This window comes from Chromohalobacter sp. HP20-39 (genome assembly GCF_033052815.1).
Lineage (GTDB): Bacteria > Pseudomonadota > Gammaproteobacteria > Pseudomonadales > Halomonadaceae > Chromohalobacter.
This window is the reverse complement of record NZ_JAWHTP010000206.1, coordinates 1-412: the sequence shown is the minus strand read 5'-3', so window position 1 is coordinate 412 and position 412 is coordinate 1. Positions and strand designations below refer to the sequence as shown.

At 57.3% G+C, this 412-nt stretch carries 1 protein-coding gene; it reads right to left on the bottom strand.

The genetic code is table 11. The annotated features are described in order from the left end of the window. Positions 1–29 precede the first annotated feature (29 nt). Positions 30–176: a hypothetical protein gene (locus RVY79_RS17650; protein WP_160315299.1), complete on the bottom strand. Its 147-nt coding sequence runs from the start codon at positions 174–176 to the stop codon at positions 30–32. Positions 177–412 lie beyond the last annotated feature (236 nt).

The following is a 412-nucleotide window of genomic DNA, read 5'->3' as shown; positions in this document are numbered from 1 at the left end:
GGTGGTTCCTCACCCCCGCAAGGGAGACATCAGCCGATGAGAGGCACCCAATCCCCATTTCCCCCAGTCTGCAACCGTGCATTGATGCTGCGCGCGATGAACTCGATGCGAGTATTGCCAAGCTCGATACGCTGTTCAGCGTGATTGAAGACCTCGGCAACGAGCGCTTTCAGCATCTGGATGTGCTACGCATGCGACCTACTTGTGGGTGTGTGCGGACTTGGTGCGAGACGTCAAAGCAGCTTGGCGGCGGTTGGAGACGATGCGGGCGGGGTAATCGCCTGCAAGCCCGCTGCATAACATGAGCAAGCGTGGGCGGGAGCCTCAGTGTTTCCGTGTTTAAAGGCGGCGGATTGCACCATGGTGATTTTGCAAATTTCCTTGAAAAATCCCCCTGAACCGCACGCGATGA

Excerpts from the sequence above, each read along its gene's own strand:
- RVY79_RS17650 (WP_160315299.1), bottom strand. The coding sequence starts at position 176 with ATGCTGAAAGCGCTCGTTGCCGAGGTCTTCAATCACGCTGAACAGCGT.